Here is a 15,236-nt window from a genome sequence, read left to right on the forward strand (position 1 = left end):
AGGAAGATCAGAATCTGTTTTATCTGCCTTTGAAATATTTTTTAAGATCTGATATATTCTTTATTTGAAGGTCCTGAGACTGTTTTCTGCGCATCATCAAGGCATAGGAATTATTAAACCCAAGAGGTTTAAGCCACCGAATACCGTACTGTTTTTGAAACTCCGAACTGACATAGCTGTATGTTTTATCAGGACTCTGAGTAACATTTTTAAGGGTTTCCTCTGAAGGCTTTAGAAGTACCAGAAGTCCGGTTCCCGTATATTCAGGATAGAAATCAATCCCATCATTCATTAAAGCATCAAAACAGATCTTGGTGCCTCCCAGCCCTGTTTTTGTTTCCACCTTATAATCTGTATAGCCTTCAATAAGCATTTTATACATTTCTGTAAGAATATACTGCTCGCCAAAAATCTTCGATCCAATCCGTACCGTTCCGGAATTCCCTTTCCTGGAACTTTTATACAGATTATTTCTAATTAAAAAATCCTTTGCTATCTTTTCCGGGGTCTGGTTAAGATAATCAGATTTATAATTAAGATCCGTCATTATTGAATCATTGAATTTACCGGCCAGCAGATCAAGGGTTTCTTCCAGCTCAGGAAATTTCTTCAGTGTTTTTGTTTTAATAATAGGTGCTGCAAAATAGGGTGGAAATATTTTCTTGTTATCATTCAGAACATGCAGATCAAAAGCTTTGATCCTGCCATCGGTAGAATAACCGCTAATGAGGTCCAGTTGCTTTTCGTATGCCGCCTTGTACATAATCGCATCGTTTACGACAACAGGATTTACATTAAGTCCGTACACCGAACGCAAACCGAGGTCACCATCCTGTCTTCCCATAAATTCAGGGGTAAAGCCTGCCTTGATTTTATTCTTTGCTGCGGAAGTCAACAGATAAGCTGCCCCAACAACAATAAGGACACCAGGAATTATATATTTCAGCTTCTGAAACAGGCGGTAGCCGGACTTCTGTACAACAGCAATAGTCTGATCCAGCAAAACAGCCAATAATGCCGCGGGAATAGCACCTGCCAGGATCATATTGGTGTTATTCAGGGAGATTCCTCCAAAAATAAACTCACCCAAGCCACCTGCTGCCACAAATGATGCCAATGTAGCCACTCCGACATTGATCACCGCTGCCGTCCTGATTCCGGCAATGATAACAGGCATAGCCAGAGGAAGTTCCACCTTAAAAAGAAGCTGCCTCCTGTTCATCCCCATTGCTTTTGCTGCTTCTACAACAGTGGGACTTACTTCCGTAATTCCTGTATAGGTGTTTCGGATGATGGGTAAAAGAGCATAAATCAGCAGTGCGACGATAGCCGGCCTGGCTCCGATCCCAAAAACAGGAATCATAAAACCCAGCAGGGCAATACTCGGAATGGTCTGCAAAATACCGGCAAATCCAAGCACAGGGCTTGAAATTTTTCTTTTTCTGGCAATCAGTATTCCTAAAGGCACACCGACAACAATTGCTAAAAGCAATGACAGAAATGTGAGCCCCAGATGCTGCACAACCTGGGTCAGTAATTTTTCCTGCTGTTCTATGATAAACTGCCAAAGGTTTTGCTGCGTCATACGATCTGTAATTTTCTATACTCATTGAATGCCCTGATCAGACTTTCATAATACTCCATATTTCTATGATCCGAACTTAATTTTTGTAAAGCATTCCAGACACTGGTATTCTCCGTAAAACTAAATTCTTTGTACAGTTTTTCTGAATTGGGGAGATCCTTTAAAACCGCAATTTTATATTCCAGCAAAAGCCGGTTTTCAGTAAAAAATTCATTGACAAAATCGTTTTGAGGATGATAAAGCATTTCTTTAGGGGTTCCTGTCTGAATAATTTTCCCTTTATCCATCAGGCATATGCGGTGTCCCAGTTCAAAAGCTTCCTGAACATCATGGGTAACCAGTATGATGGTTTTATTTTTAAGCTCTTCCAGCGATTTAAATTCTGAATGAATATCAGCCTTGGTAATATTGTCCAGTGCTCCGAAAGGCTCATCCATCAGTAAAATGGGTGTATTGGCAATCAGCGCTCTTGCAATTCCTACTCTCTGCTGCTGACCTCCACTCAGTTCGCTGGGAAACCGTAAAAGTATATCTTCTGACAGATGAAGTTTATCCAACAGTTCATGAGTCCGGTTTTCTGTTTTTTTCCTGTCCCATTTCAGCAATTCCGGAACTACGGCAATATTCCGCTGAATGGTGTAATGAGGAAACAGTCCGGAATGCTGCATCACGAAACCGATTCCCATCCGCAGTTGTTCCGGTTTCTGATCACGGATATTTTTACCGTTGATCAAAATATTTCCTGAATCTGCTTCCACAAGGCGGTTGATCATTTTAAGGGTAGTCGTTTTGCCACAACCGCTCGTTCCCAGAAGAACCAGGATTTCCTGATCATGGGCCTGAAAAGAAATATTATCTACTGCGGGTTTCCCGTTAAAATTCTTTGAAACTGATTCAACTGTAATCATCGGCAAAAGTTATTGAGCAAGTCTGATTCCTGTAAACTGCCATTTCAGATTCGTCTGAAAAAAATTGCGATAGGTATTCCTGCTGTGTCCGGCTGGTGTAGCCTCAGAAGAGCCACGCAAAACCATTTGATTGACCATGAATTTACCGTTATATTCTCCTACAGCTCCCGCTTCTTTCTTGAAACCGGGATAAGGTAAATAGGCAGAATTGGTCCATTCCCAACGGTTTCCCCAATTGAAACGACCGGATGCTGCTTCCCATTCTGCTTCGGTAGGCAGGCGCATTTCTTTCCAGGAGGCAAAAGCAGAGGCCTCATAAAAATTGATATGGCAGACGGCCTCATTAAGGTCAACTTCCTGCAAGCCATTTAAAGTATAGTTCATCCATTTTCCATCCATAAAATGCCAGTACAAGGGAGAGTCCGCATTGCTCTGCTTTACCCAGTCCCATCCTTCGGCATGCCAGTGTCTGAAATCGGTATATCCTCCGGCTTCCATAAACTGCAGATATTCTCCGTTGGTAACCAGTTGATCTGCAATTTCAAAGTCATTAAGATAAACTTTATGCCTGTCCAGCTCATTATCGAAACAGAAACCCTCTCCTTTGAACCCTATTTCATAAATTCCTTCGGAAAACTTTAGCATTTCAGCCTGTCCAGGGATTTCTTTTTTTGAGACAATTTCTTTTTTATAAGCTGGGAAAAGCGGATTGTGCCCTAAGATATATTTAATATCGGTAATTAATAATTCCTGGTGCTGCTGCTCATGATTAAGCCCCAATTCTAAGAGCGGTTCAACGGTTCCATTCATGAATTTGCTCTGAAGAAAAATTTTCATATGCTCATCCACATACTGCCGGTATTTATAGATATCTGAAACGGAAGGACGGCTGAGATTTCCACGGTCGGTACGGATCACTCTCGCCCCGATAGTTTCGTAATAGCTGTTAAAGACAAAATTATACTGTTCATCGAAAACTTTATAATCAGGAAAATTGGGGATGAGAATAAAAGTCTCAAAAAACCAGGTGGTATGGCCAAGATGCCATTTCGGCGGACTTACATCTATGATGGGCTGCACTACATAATCCTCAATTTCTAAAGGAGCACAGATTTCTTCGGAATGTTTTCTGATATCTGTATACTTTTTCACTAAATCCGGTGTCGCTATATTCAGTGTCATGTTCTTTAGTTTTAATGGGTTATAACTTTGGGACAAATAAATATACTTTTTATTTTTTATCTAACAGATCGGGCAGATTAAAAGAATACATGATTCTGTAGATATTTATGTTTGATTTAACGTAAAGTTTTATTAGTTCATGGTTATTCAGATAAGCAAAGAAATCAACAAATTCCTTGATGAAGCTGTATGGCCTGTTGATTTGCTTCTTAGAATTCATAATATTACTTTCTGTATTGCTTTTACGTTACCTGCCAAACGGTATCTACAAACCATTTTTTTGAGTCTTTGATCTCTCCTATCCGTTTAAAGCCGGATTCCTCTCTTAATTCTTCAATTCTTTCTTCAGAAAATTTTTGAGAAATTTCCATGTCAATGAGTTCATTTTCTTCAAATAAAATGCTGTCATTTTCTATTTTTACGGTTTGTTTTTGCAGGCTTACGAGGTAGCTTTTGCAGGCTCCGCTTATGGGATCGTAGGTTTGATAATGCTGGAATTGTTTCAGGTCAAAATCGGCATCAAGTTCCCGGTTGATGCGGGTCAGCAGATTAAGGTTAAATGCTGCGGTAACGCCTTTTCCGTCATTGTAAGCATTTAAAATAGTGTGAGGATTTTTCTTAAGATCAAAACCCACCAATACCCTGTCGCCGGAAGTCAGGTTCCGGTTTAAACTGTGGCAGAAGTGTTCAGCTTCTTCGGGGTTCATATTTCCTATATTGCTTCCTAAAAACAGGATAACCTTTTTTCTTCCGGAGAGCGATGCTGCTTTCTGAAGCATTTCAAAATATTCGCCTTCTAAAGCGGCTATCTCCAAATCCGGTAATTCCCGGCTCAGTTTTTCTTTTAAAATGGAAAGGATATTGCCTGAAATATCAATAGGCATATAGGTAAACTGAATTCCTTTTTCAACCAGGTGTTTCAGTAAAAATGTGGATTTCATTGCATCTCCCGCCCCCAGTTCGATCAAATCGAACGGCTCATTTTCAGGGATAATAAGACGGGCGAGATCAGCCGTTTTATTTTTAAAGATATCGAGCTCACAGCGGGTGAGATAGTATTCAGGCATTGCCATGATTTCCTGGAAAAGCTGGTCCCCGGTTTTATCGTAAAAGTATTTTGAAGATAATCTTTTGGGACTGTTTTTTAAGCCTTCCAGGACATCCGTTCGAAAACTGTCAACATGATGATTTTCAACCTTTGGGCATTGGTTTAACTGTAAATTCATATGTTTTAATTTGTGTGGTTGTTAGTTCACTACAACTATCTTGCCGCCTCAACACTGAATTTACAAAAATATTTTTTTAGTCTTGTTTCATTAACTTAAATATGTGCTTAATCGGTATAAATGATGTACCCTGCAATTCTTAAATAATCTTTATTTTACAACAGTCTCCCAATCACTGAAAATAAACATTATATTTGAGAAAGCTATACAAACATCCACAATGAAAAAGTTCTCAATATTGTTCTCGGAATATTCTATCAGTATTTATTTTATGGGTCTGGTCAGACTGAAAATTCAAAATTAATATCTACTTCTAACCTTTTACATTATATTAAGCTACCATTTCGTAGTCATCATCAGAAAATATATATAGAAAATGCTGAAATCTGCTTTAATTTCAAGTTTGGTATGTCTCACTATTTTTTGCTTTGGTCAAAAAGTAAAGAATAAAAAAAACGATTTACAACAAAAAACATATCTCTTGGATAAGCTTATGAAATCTGCCTATGATATGGGGATATTTAATGGTAATGTTCTTGTTTCACAAAATGATAGAATAATTTACAAAGCTTCGTTTGGTTTTTCTGATGCTGCAAAGACCACTCAATTAACAGATGAATACAAATTTCATTTAGGCTCTATAACTAAAGAGTTTAGTGCCGTTGCGTTATTTCAATTAAAAGAACAGGGGAAACTGAAACTATCTGATCATGTTTCCAAATTTATTCCCGAACTTCCTTTATGGGCCAATGAAATTACCATAAAAGATTTGTTACAATATACAAGCGGAATTCCTAATGTAAATTGGAAGAAAATCAAAAATGATGCGGATATTTTCAATGATTTATTGTTGATTGATCATCTATCTTTTAAGCCGGGTACTGATTATGATTATAATAATAACAATCTTTTTCTGAGACAATTTATTGTTGAACGTATTGCAGGAATTCCTTTTAAAACCTATGTTGAAAAATTTATTTTCAAGCCTTTGGAAATGAATACTACCCTGATGACTCCTTTTGAAAACGAAAAAAATATTGCTCAGGGATTTAACAATCAAGCAATACAAGATCGTGCAGAGCTACCTATAACCGGTGGAACTTATACTACCACTCTTGATTTATTGAAATGGGCCAATAGTCTACATTCCGAAAAAGTTATCAGTAAAAATTCTCTTTATGAATCAGGTCAAAGCTTTCATATTTCAGATAGTCAATCAGCGTTGGGAAATGCTAAATTTGATAATAAAAATTTAAAAGAACATTTTCATGATGGCAGAGCGGGAAGTTTTGGAGCCATCTTATTTTCAGATGTTCAGAACAAAATGACGATTATTTTACTCAGTAATAATTACAACGAAAAAATTTTTGATATTTCTGAAGCCATACAGGCGATCTTAAAAAACGACACATTTAAAACGCTGCAAAAATAAACGCACCAATATCCGATTTTATGAATTCTTATAAATTACTGGTTGGCTTTAATTCATACTCAATTTCACCGTCATCCAGATCTGCTGTTTTCACAAAGTTAAGCCGTTCCAACAGTTTAATGGCAGGACCGTTTTGCTGATCTGTTGCTGCCCATATCCGTTTCAGGCCTAATGTATTCAGTCCGAAATCAATCGCCAGCGTCATTCCGGCAGTCATATATCCTTTGCCGTAATATGGTGGCAATAAAACACATCCCAGCTCACCTTCTCCTTTATCCAGCCCGCGGTAATACCCGCAGGTACCAACGATTTTGTGAGTTACATTATCTGCAATGCCCCAGTGAATAGAGTTTCCGTCCAGATAATCCTGATTGATCTTTACCTGCATTTCCACTGCCTGTTGAGCCGTTTCAGCCCGGACAGCATCATAAAACGAAATCTCGATAAGATCTTCAACATCCGTTTCCAGAATCTGTCGTAATGATACTCTATTGCCTGTCACGTGTGGAAAATTGTCGTACTGAAATAGTTTCATGAGATAGAAGTTATTAATTTTGGCGGTTCGCATCACAATTAATAGATCTACAATGTATTGCAGCCGATATTATGATCGGCTAAAAGTACTATTAATTTTACTATAAGCCGTAAAAAAATGCATCCAGTCATCCGGCTGAAAATCAGAGAGCCTAGTTTTATAACGTTATTATAGAAATTATTCTGAAAGTTTCTGTTCGGACTTGATTTTATTCACCAAAGGGTTCGCATACATCGCCAGGAAATAGTCTTTGGAAATGGCATCAGAAGGGTCTATACGCATCTCAAGTCTCCGTACAAACAGATGTTTTTCCTGTTCTGTATATTGATCAGCATAGGTATTGGTATTGTGAAGCAGATCGTAAGCTATAAACTTGGTAGGCCATAGCTTATAGTTCTGAATGATGGAATCATCAATGATCTGTGCAATAGCCTGCAGCTGCTTGTTTTTATTTTCAGAATTGGCTGCAATATCATCCAGTTCGGTATCAAGGACATTGCCTGCATGCAGGTGAATCCGTTTTTTCTGGCCCAAAACCCCGCTGAGCATGGTCATAAAATCCTCATCTTTACCTTTAATGTACTCCTCATCTCTGTGTTTAGCCAGAAGCTGCGGCATTTTCAAGGAATCTGTAGGGTCATATTCGTAGGAAATAGATACAGGAACGATCTTCAGTGTTTTAAAATAATCTGCTAAAGGTATATCTTCTGCAGCCATGGCAAGCATTTTTAGAACACCTTGCTGGGTAACGTCGTTTCCGTCTTTTGTACGGCCTTCGCGCTGGGCGATCCAGACGGAACGGTTTTCTGTATGTAAAAGTTCCTTTATATATTCAGACATGATCTGGGAACTCTTCAGCTGCTCACGAAGCGGCAGTCCTCTCTGAACTAAAAAATTACGGTTCAGTTTGGCCAGGTCATGTAAAAAAGTTTTCTGAACAAGATTGTCGCCAATCGCTGAAGCCGTCATGATAAGACCTTTTTCTAAAAGAACCAGGTTGATGAGTGAGGTATCTAAAACAATATCCCTGTGGTTGGAAATGAAAAGGTACGGTGTCTGTTTATCCAGCTTATCAAATCCCGAAGTGGTAAGACCCTCAGAACTTTTCGCAAGGATCTGGCGAATGGTATGGGCAATAAAATTATGCTGAAAATCACTTACAGAGTGGATATTCTTGAACTGTTCCCTCCAGATTTTCTTATCCGTATCAGGAAAAGTAAAACTCATCAGTGCATTCATCATCGGATCACGGGCTATTCCAAGTAAGGCTTCATTCACTTCACTGTCATCAAAAAACCGGATCTCATCGAACTTCGACATGTAATTATGTTAAAATTAAACTTTTTGCAAAAGAACAAAAATTTATCGAGGGTACGTTACAATGTTTGTTAAAGTATTATGATTTACGTTTAAGTTTAACGTGAAGCTTTGTTAAATAGGATTGAAGTCATCGCTAAACAAATTTCACTCCTTCTATATGTTCTTTTGTCTTGAAACAAAATGAACCAAAAATTCAAGGCTGGAATCTTTCACTAAAAAATAAAACTTGCTCCTAAAATCCCCAAACTCGTACGGGTTCACTCCTACTTCTTCGTTTTAATATTTCATCCGTACTCAGACAGTGGGAATTTCTTAACGGATCAATTTTTATTTTTTTTAACGCTACAGCTTCCTAGGCCGATAAACAGCTTCCGCAATTAAAGGGAAATTATTTCACTTTTTCCAACAGATAAAGTTTAGCCCCCGAAAAAGCAAGTTTAGGCATCAGATTTCCTTCCAATACCATGGTCTTATTATTGACATCAATCACGGAAATGTAAGTATTGGAATTATACTCTATATAATTTTCTTTTTCCTTAGTCAGAGGATTTTTCCCGAATTCCATTGAATATTTTACCCAGTCTTCTTCGCCGGAACTGCAGTGCACCGGTTTGAACTTGGACTTTTTAGCCTTGAAAATAATCTGATCAAAACTATCCGTACAGTCTGATATAAATGAACTTTCCGGGTTCTGATCTTTTGAAAAATCTTCAAAAGAACCTTTATAAACCCCTACAATTTTCCAGGTTCCGTCCAGACGGTCTTCATCTATTTTTCCTTTGGCCTTGCTTACCGCCCAGCTGATGCCATTTACGGTTCCTTTTACGGCTTTATAACCTATTGTTGCCGCTCCTGTCACTACTTTTGCAGCGGTTCTTACAACACAGGAGTTTAGCACAAAGGCAGCTGCGGCCAGGAATATTATCTTTTTCATAAATCAAGTTTATTTAAGTAACGAAGATAAGATTTTAAACCATTATGTTTATTTCTGTAATGCAAATTTCAGCTTTAGTGATCTACTTCTTTCAAAATATAAAACAGCAAAAACTTACATCTTTGCTGTTTTTTTATTGCTTCAACAGTATTCCATTGCAGCTATTTCTGCACAAAAATACTGTGTGGGATAAGAATGTCATCCCCTTCCCTTCCGTACTGTGGCACAATAAAGCCTTTCGGTTCATACCGGTTGGTTCCGGAATTATAGTACCAGTTGGCACAGCCGCTTATCTGAAGCTTAATGTGGTAAATATGATCATAGGCCTGTTGTTGGAAAGCCCCAAAATCCGGGAGAGACTTGTGCAGATCATCCAGTTCCTGGCCATAGGCATCATGCAATCTCATGGCTTCTGTACAGGCCTCCTGATAGGTAAGATTATACTGGTGCCTCAAGATGAAGATGATATTCAGACTTTCGCTTTCTATTTCAAGTTCTTTTTTCAGAGAGGCAAAGTCATTCTGGATCACAATAATCAGGGAAAGCAGTTCTCTGCAACGCTGTACAATAGGATGATTATAGATAAACACAGGCAGTGGGGAATTTGTTGCAGGATCTATCAGGTCTCCATATGGCCACATCCCGATTGAATATTTTCTGAAGCTGAGATAATGCGGAAGCAGCGGATAGGTTCTTTTTTCAGCCTGTTTGAAAGGAATCTCCTCCATCATTCCATAGATGATAAACTCATAAAAATTGATGGCCACTCTGTCTATCCAGAAACGGGGCATAAATGTTTCCCATTCTTTCCTTGCCTGTGCCATCTGCCGCAGAATACCAATTTCATCCGGCTCGGGATCATCGCCCATCATAACTTCATATACCCGTTCTGCCATTGCTTTCAGTTCTTTTGCAGGGGTCATTCCGAAATAGTCATCAAACAGTGTGATATAGATCATCAGCCTGGCACAGGGGCGCATCCGTTCTATGCTGTCACAAGTAGGATTCATATAAGTAGCTACGCGGGACAGGAACTGGGGTTTGCATCTTTTTATTCCTTCTTCAGAAATAAAAGTATAATCATTATCATACCAGTCTTTTTCTTCGTCATCAAAAGCATTGGCAATTGGGCTGTTCACCGTAGGCCATGGGTAATGACATTTTGGAACAATTAATTCTTCTCTCATGATTTATTTTTAAAATGAAATTATTTAATGATGTGTTGGGAAAGTTTTTCTTTCAGCTCTCTGGCTTCCGGAAACTCCAATGCATTGTAGCGGCCAAGTTTCGTAGAGATATTTTTCCAGCCGCTCAGGACCATGCTCATATAATGTACCCAGTTTACCACGGCATCCTGCCAGATACCAAAGTCAGGCAGTGATGACTGTAAGGCTACAAATTCTTTCAGGTCTTCATTATGAAGCCGCAGATCTTCCAGGCAGGCATCCTCCAGTGAGATCCGGCGTTCGTGCTGGATGACTTTTACAATGTTATAATAGATACTGTCTGTCGCCTCATCTTTCACTACGGACTGCACTTCATTAAAATAGGTCACCAGATGACAGGCCAGTGTCTGCAGGCGGCGGATCACCGGATGTTCGTGTATTTCCTGTGGCAGAATGATTCCTGTTTCTACCTCTGTAAGCTGTAAAAAAGGATAGAGACAAATGGAATCTTCCCTTAACGCAATGCACTCTTCTATGGTTGGAAACATTTTTTTCTCCTTGTATATGAGTTCAGTTTCCAGGCCGGTAAAATACCTGCTGATCATTTTTGTAAACCGGACGATTGATTCCTGAGGGATAAACTGTAACAGCTCCTGCCTTAATGAAGCCAGCATAGATCCCAGCGGTATTGTTGATTCTTCAGCACTTATTTCACCATTGAGAACGGCAACGGACTGGGTATGTATCTTTTTAATATCTCCGGATACACTTTCCTCGTACAGATCATCATTGTACAGTGTCCACAACATCAGCCTGCAGATAGGCTTAAACCTTTCAAGCGATGCTGTGGGAAACCACTGTGCAGCAATATGTGCGGTTTTCGTTTTCTTATACTTTTTGCGGAGATCGGGGTTCTGCTCATAAAGCCAAAGATATTCCCCGTCTATCCATTGGTTTTCGGTAATTTCCTGCAGCTGGTCTGCATGTGGATTCTTTAATGTCGGGAACGGATAATTAAATTGTTTGTTTAGGAGTTCAAGTGTGTTCATGGTTTTATTGTTTTACTGTTTTTTCACATAAGGATAATATTTATAGGTACAGTTGACCAAAACTGGTCACAGATTAACGGCAAATAATGTAAGTAAACGAATCCCAACCTAGTCAGAAATAACGCTGATTCAAATAAAATGAGAGGTTGATATCAAACTAAATCCGTATCGAGATTACAAGTTAAAAGTGCTGGTATTTAGACTTCGGAATAAGAACACTTCTCAATCTTTATTGAAAGAAAAATTTTCATAAGTTTGAATTTGTTTATTAATATTTTTATGGTATTAGTTTATAACAATGAAAATAATAAAAAATATAATATAAATTCAAATTTATTTCACTAGGCATTGATAAAAATACGACAACAGCCTGAAACTATAGTATTAATAGCCTTTTAAGAGAAAAAATAGTTAATTAATTGATAATCTTGTATCACATTTTAAAAAATATCTACTTCAATATCAATGTCTATATCCGCTATTTCTATACGGTTGATACTGTCAAGCTGGAATGTCCCTTTTGCTGAAAAAGATTTACTGTAAGTTACAATATCATCCTGATCATTGGATTGCAATAGTAAGTGGCACGCAAAAAAACCTTCGTTAACTGAAAATGTTGCTGAAGAAGCATCCACAAGAATATCTTCCCGGCTGACCTCAACCTGCCAATTTTTGCAGGTATAATTTTCCGGCTGTGTATGGTTTAATACATCATTCCAGATTCTGTAATCATTGCTGAACTTTTCTGCAATGTGATCTTTAATCTTATTAATTTCCATGGTTAATAGTTTTTGATGTTAAAAATTAAAAGCAATTTATTATTTAGCTATTTCAGGCTTATACATCCATCTTCTCAACCTCCAGACAGGTACGTATACAAAAATTACAGACAGTACTCCTGCCAATACCCCAACCAACACAGCCATTGCGGTAGCATCCAGCTTATAGTATTTTGAAAAACCTTGCTGTGCAAAAAACAGTACAGCCAAGACCAGTAGCCCGGTAGCGAGCCCGTGCAAAATACTCAGTTTTGCCATGAATTTCTTTTTATTGAGCTGTTCATCTACGGTAAATTCAATGGCGCCCTGCTCGGAAGCAATGATCACTCTGTTGATAATATCAACCGTAAGGACTACCGGTAAAAATATAGCCATTGGAAGGGTCAGCCGGGCCAGATTTTGAGTGCCTGAAAAAAAATGAGTGTATCCCAGTTCCTGAAAGCTGGCGTAAGCAATAATGAAGTTGAAGAACACATTCGGAAGGACATAATAGATCGTCCGCCTGATTAAAAAGCGTTTCAGGGTAGTTTTCCTGAGTTTTTTAGGTGGTGGCGGCTTCAGTTTAAATTTCATAGCGGAGAGGTCAGAAGTTCAATGGCTTTGTCTTTAATTTTAACGGCTTCTTCTTTGGGCAGGAAATCTTCATTGGACATGAATGTAAAATCCATTTGCCGGTTATACGTCGTTGTGACCAGCGTATTGGAATTCAGCCATGGAAAGGCAACCGTCGGGCTGATAATGGTTTCCACTTTAAAATTTTTATAATCACTTGGGATATTGATTCTTCCCATATTGGAAAGCGTTATATCATGCCCCCCTTTACTGGATTTCAACATGGACACCATCCGTTCAACGACGGGATGCATCTGCTCACCCATCCAAAGAAGCTCTCTGGCTTTCATTTTTTCAATTTTTTCTACAAGATCTTTTTTGATCTGTCTGGCATTATCCAGTATACCTTTGCTTCCTTTTTTTAATGACAATTCAACAGTTGGTGCGAAAGCAAATACATGATCCTGCCTGATCTCCGGAATAAAGTGGCGGACATCTACAGGACTGATCACCTTACCTTTTGCCTGCTTTCCCCGGATTTCCTGAAAAGCCTGCATAAACGAAGAACAAAGCAAAGCATGTACGGAAATACCGTGAGCCTTAGTCTTTTCCGTTATTTGTGCCGTTGTGGTTGGGTTCAGTTTCCAATGGACAGCGTAATTTTTCCCGAGGTTCCTCATCTTACTTTTCCGCTGCATGAGAAAAAAGATTCTGCCCATCATCAGATAAAAACGGACTTTCCGCTTCTTTTTTTTCATATTGAAATCCAAAGGAAGAAAATCGTCTGCAGAACGGAATACTTCATAAGGCTGCAGCCCGACAGCAGGATCATCCAATAAACTAAGAAGCTCCGTCATCATGGTGACAAGTGAAGTACCGTCGCAGATGCAGTGAGGCAGTACCCAGAGAATTTCCGATACTTCCTGCCCTTTGATCCACACCAGTTGGGCCAGTGGCTTTTTATCATCATTAAACATCCGGAACCATTCATTTTCAGATTCCTGCAGCCAGTCTTCATCAGTCTTTCGTTCAACAATACGGATCGGAATAGGCTCAATTTCTTCTACTTCTATAAAAAACGGATACTTTTCACTGCTGGTATCAATTCTTGTTCTCAGCAAAGGATGTTTTTGCTGGATTTTTTCTAAAGCAGCCTTAAAGTTTTCCTCAGGGATATTCCCCTTGATTTTTGCCGTAAATACACAATTGACAGGTGTTTCAGGATCAACGTACATGATCCGTTCCACCATCATTAAATTTCGCCTGATCATAATACTGCTATGTGGTCTAATTGTAATTTTACCGTCCGGATCACCTCATCACGAATCGCTAAGGCTTCAGCATACGGTAAATATCCTTCGCTTCCTACAAATGAAAAATCCATTTCCCCTCTGAATGTAGATGTTACCATCGTTGTGGTATTGCCCAAAGGACCAATTACAGAAGGACTGAAAATGGTATCCAGAGTAAATTCTTTGTATTGATGGGGAATCTGAATGCGTCCCAGATTGGAAAACATGCAGTCGTTGGAAGACTTGCCCTGCTTTAACAGCTTCGTGAAATTTTTCAGAGCATCATGAGCCGATTCCATCACCATCATTGTAATATAGGGATTCAATTTGGAAGTCTTCCGCTCTACAGACTCCTGCATCAGCCTTAAATTTTTTGAAAAGCTTATTTTTTGATTTGCTGAAACCACGATCATCAGCCCGAAAGCAAAAATATGGTCCTCTTTGATCTGTTTCGCAAAACGTCTGATATCTACCGGACACGAAACCTTATTGAAAGCTGCTGTACCCCTTACTTTTTTAAACGCCTGAAGTACCGCTGCACTCAGGAAAGTATTAACAGTAACTTCCAGTGACTTACAGTAGGAAATCAGTTCCTCACTCATTTCTTTGTCAAATTTCCAGTGGATCAGATAATCATTCTGCCGGTCAACTTCTTTTTTACTGACAGGAATACATTTAATCGCTGTTGCGGCCAGTCTGCCGATCACTTTTGCCTTCAGTTTTTGTTTGCGGTCCGTTAAAATCTCAGCAGGAACCACGTCCTGAATTCCTAATATTGGTTTTTCTACTCCAATATCTGCAGCAGGATGATCCAACAGCTTTAAAAATTCATATAAAAAAGCCATTGCAGAACCTCCGTCACATAAACAGTGATGAAAAGAAAAAAGCATATCTGAAACCTCTTCCCCTTTGATCCATACAAACCGGATGAGAGGTAATTTTCCGAAATTAAATAAAGTCTGCCATTCTTTTACGGATTCTTCTTTCCAGTCATCTTCACCTTTTCTGGGTACAACCCGTATTGGGATGGGCGGATGATTTTCCGGGACTTCAAACCATGGGATATTATTTTCGTCATAACTGATGAGCGCTCTCAACCACGGATGTTTGCCCTGAAGCTGATTCAGGGCCTGCTGGATATGTTCCTCTTTAAAGGTTCCGCGCAACCGAAACGGAATAACCGCATTAAAAGGTTCTGTTCCGTCTCCTAAAAGCATACGCTCACCAAATAACAATTTTCGTTTCATATGTAGATATCTATCTCTTTTTAAAGGTC

14 protein-coding genes are annotated in these 15,236 nt (G+C 38.9%); 1 reads left to right on the plus strand and 13 read right to left on the minus strand.

Annotated elements, in window-relative coordinates; genetic code table 11:
• Positions 1–19: 19 nt before the first annotated feature.
• From J4Q03_RS13955 to egtD, 4 genes are all read right to left on the minus strand, one after another.
• Positions 20–1,585 (minus strand): ABC transporter permease/substrate-binding protein, encoded by a 1,566-nt coding sequence (locus J4Q03_RS13955; protein ID WP_426048746.1) that lies wholly within the window; start codon positions 1,583–1,585, stop codon positions 20–22.
• Positions 1,582–2,493 (minus strand): ABC transporter ATP-binding protein, encoded by a 912-nt coding sequence (locus J4Q03_RS13960; RefSeq protein WP_426048747.1) that lies wholly within the window; start codon positions 2,491–2,493, stop codon positions 1,582–1,584. Before J4Q03_RS13960 ends, J4Q03_RS13955 begins: the two co-directional genes overlap by 4 nt.
• A gap of 9 nt (positions 2,494–2,502) precedes the next feature.
• Positions 2,503–3,675, minus strand: a complete 1,173-nt coding sequence (gene egtB, locus J4Q03_RS13965; protein WP_426048748.1) for an ergothioneine biosynthesis protein EgtB — start codon at positions 3,673–3,675, stop codon at positions 2,503–2,505.
• 242 nt (positions 3,676–3,917) lie between these two features.
• Positions 3,918–4,901 (minus strand): L-histidine N(alpha)-methyltransferase, encoded by a 984-nt coding sequence (egtD, locus tag J4Q03_RS13970; RefSeq protein WP_426048749.1) that lies wholly within the window; start codon positions 4,899–4,901, stop codon positions 3,918–3,920.
• Between the two features lie 376 nt (positions 4,902–5,277).
• Here egtD and J4Q03_RS13975 point away from each other — a divergent pair, with 376 nt between their 5' ends.
• The gene (locus tag J4Q03_RS13975; protein WP_426048750.1) at positions 5,278–6,333 is read left to right on the plus strand and encodes a serine hydrolase domain-containing protein; all 1,056 of its coding nucleotides are present in this window, start codon (positions 5,278–5,280) and stop codon (positions 6,331–6,333) included.
• Positions 6,334–6,361: 28 nt separating this feature from the next.
• Here J4Q03_RS13975 and J4Q03_RS13980 read toward each other — a convergent pair whose 3' ends face one another.
• The 9 genes from J4Q03_RS13980 to J4Q03_RS14020 form a co-directional block, all read right to left on the minus strand.
• Positions 6,362–6,868, minus strand: coding sequence for a GNAT family N-acetyltransferase (locus tag J4Q03_RS13980; RefSeq protein WP_426048751.1), 507 nt, complete (start codon positions 6,866–6,868; stop codon positions 6,362–6,364).
• 177 nt (positions 6,869–7,045) lie between these two features.
• Entirely contained in the window at positions 7,046–8,188 is a 1,143-nt protein-coding gene (locus J4Q03_RS13985) for a 1-acyl-sn-glycerol-3-phosphate acyltransferase (RefSeq protein ID WP_426048752.1), read from the minus strand.
• Positions 8,189–8,576: 388 nt separating this feature from the next.
• Positions 8,577–9,122: a hypothetical protein gene (locus J4Q03_RS13990; RefSeq protein ID WP_426048753.1), complete on the minus strand. Its 546-nt coding sequence runs from the start codon at positions 9,120–9,122 to the stop codon at positions 8,577–8,579.
• A gap of 161 nt (positions 9,123–9,283) precedes the next feature.
• On the minus strand, positions 9,284–10,309 hold the full coding sequence (locus J4Q03_RS13995; RefSeq protein WP_426048754.1) for a terpene synthase family protein: 1,026 nt from the start codon (positions 10,307–10,309) through the stop codon (positions 9,284–9,286).
• Positions 10,310–10,329: 20 nt separating this feature from the next.
• Entirely contained in the window at positions 10,330–11,337 is a 1,008-nt protein-coding gene (locus J4Q03_RS14000) for a terpene synthase family protein (RefSeq protein ID WP_426048755.1), read from the minus strand.
• A gap of 440 nt (positions 11,338–11,777) precedes the next feature.
• Positions 11,778–12,116, minus strand: a complete 339-nt coding sequence (locus tag J4Q03_RS14005; protein ID WP_426048756.1) for a hypothetical protein — start codon at positions 12,114–12,116, stop codon at positions 11,778–11,780.
• 39 nt (positions 12,117–12,155) lie between these two features.
• Positions 12,156–12,689 carry a hypothetical protein gene (locus J4Q03_RS14010; protein WP_426048757.1) on the minus strand — a complete coding sequence of 178 codons (534 nt, stop codon included), beginning with the start codon at positions 12,687–12,689 and terminating at the stop codon, positions 12,156–12,158.
• A complete protein-coding gene (locus J4Q03_RS14015) occupies positions 12,686–13,939 on the minus strand; it encodes a condensation domain-containing protein (protein ID WP_426048758.1) in 1,254 nt (417 codons plus the stop codon). Before J4Q03_RS14015 ends, J4Q03_RS14010 begins: the two co-directional genes overlap by 4 nt.
• Positions 13,936–15,207: a condensation domain-containing protein gene (locus tag J4Q03_RS14020; RefSeq protein WP_426048759.1), complete on the minus strand. Its 1,272-nt coding sequence runs from the start codon at positions 15,205–15,207 to the stop codon at positions 13,936–13,938. Before J4Q03_RS14020 ends, J4Q03_RS14015 begins: the two co-directional genes overlap by 4 nt.
• Positions 15,208–15,236: the final 29 nt, after the last annotated feature.

It is taken from the genome of Chryseobacterium sp. NFX27 (assembly GCF_049887855.1).
Lineage (GTDB): Bacteria > Bacteroidota > Bacteroidia > Flavobacteriales > Weeksellaceae > Chryseobacterium.

Excerpts from the sequence above, each read along its gene's own strand:
- J4Q03_RS13955 (WP_426048746.1), bottom strand. The coding sequence starts at position 1,585 with ATGACGCAGCAAAACCTTTGGCAGTTTATCATAGAACAGCAGGAAAAA.
- J4Q03_RS13960 (WP_426048747.1), bottom strand. The coding sequence starts at position 2,493 with ATGATTACAGTTGAATCAGTTTCAAAGAATTTTAACGGGAAACCCGCA.
- egtB (WP_426048748.1), bottom strand. The coding sequence starts at position 3,675 with ATGACACTGAATATAGCGACACCGGATTTAGTGAAAAAGTATACAGAT.
- egtD (WP_426048749.1), bottom strand. The coding sequence starts at position 4,901 with ATGAATTTACAGTTAAACCAATGCCCAAAGGTTGAAAATCATCATGTT.
- J4Q03_RS13975 (WP_426048750.1), top strand. The coding sequence starts at position 5,278 with ATGCTGAAATCTGCTTTAATTTCAAGTTTGGTATGTCTCACTATTTTT.
- J4Q03_RS13980 (WP_426048751.1), bottom strand. The coding sequence starts at position 6,868 with ATGAAACTATTTCAGTACGACAATTTTCCACACGTGACAGGCAATAGA.
- J4Q03_RS13985 (WP_426048752.1), bottom strand. The coding sequence starts at position 8,188 with ATGTCGAAGTTCGATGAGATCCGGTTTTTTGATGACAGTGAAGTGAAT.
- J4Q03_RS13990 (WP_426048753.1), bottom strand. The coding sequence starts at position 9,122 with ATGAAAAAGATAATATTCCTGGCCGCAGCTGCCTTTGTGCTAAACTCC.
- J4Q03_RS13995 (WP_426048754.1), bottom strand. The coding sequence starts at position 10,309 with ATGAGAGAAGAATTAATTGTTCCAAAATGTCATTACCCATGGCCTACG.
- J4Q03_RS14000 (WP_426048755.1), bottom strand. The coding sequence starts at position 11,337 with ATGAACACACTTGAACTCCTAAACAAACAATTTAATTATCCGTTCCCG.
- J4Q03_RS14005 (WP_426048756.1), bottom strand. The coding sequence starts at position 12,116 with ATGGAAATTAATAAGATTAAAGATCACATTGCAGAAAAGTTCAGCAAT.
- J4Q03_RS14010 (WP_426048757.1), bottom strand. The coding sequence starts at position 12,689 with ATGAAATTTAAACTGAAGCCGCCACCACCTAAAAAACTCAGGAAAACT.
- J4Q03_RS14015 (WP_426048758.1), bottom strand. The coding sequence starts at position 13,939 with ATGATCAGGCGAAATTTAATGATGGTGGAACGGATCATGTACGTTGAT.
- J4Q03_RS14020 (WP_426048759.1), bottom strand. The coding sequence starts at position 15,207 with ATGAAACGAAAATTGTTATTTGGTGAGCGTATGCTTTTAGGAGACGGA.